Below are 530 nucleotides of genomic sequence, written 5' to 3' on the forward strand. Positions count from 1 at the left end.
GTGGTGCCAGCGTTGGTCGACAACCTGGGCAACATCATCGAAGGCGTGGCCGAGGGCAACCTGGTGATTCTCGATTCGTGGCCAGGCCAGGCGCGCACGCTGTACGGCGACCATGACCGCTTCGTCGACACCTACTTCAAGACCTTCCGTGGCATGTACTTCACCGGTGACGGCGCACGTCGCGATGAAGACGGTTACTACTGGATCACCGGGCGTGTGGACGACGTGCTCAACGTGTCCGGCCACCGCATGGGCACCGCCGAGATCGAAAGCGCGATGGTTGCGCACCCGAAAGTTGCCGAAGCGGCCGTGGTCGGTGTGCCGCACGACATCAAGGGGCAGGGCATTTATGTCTACGTCACGTTGATCGCGGGTGAAGAGCCGAGCGAGCAACTGCGTCTGGAACTGAAAAACTGGGTGCGTAAAGAGATCGGTCCGATTGCTTCGCCGGACGTGATCCAGTGGGCACCGGGGCTGCCGAAAACCCGTTCGGGCAAGATCATGCGCCGGATCCTGCGCAAGATTGCGAC

At 61.7% G+C, this 530-nt stretch carries 1 protein-coding gene; it reads left to right on the plus strand.

The window, feature by feature from the left end:
* The coding region (locus tag AC1ROI_RS33890) for an AMP-binding enzyme (protein WP_207235076.1) at window positions 1-530 on the plus strand (530 nt) is incomplete at both ends.

This window comes from Pseudomonas sp. GW823-FHT02C02, from assembly GCF_058797635.1.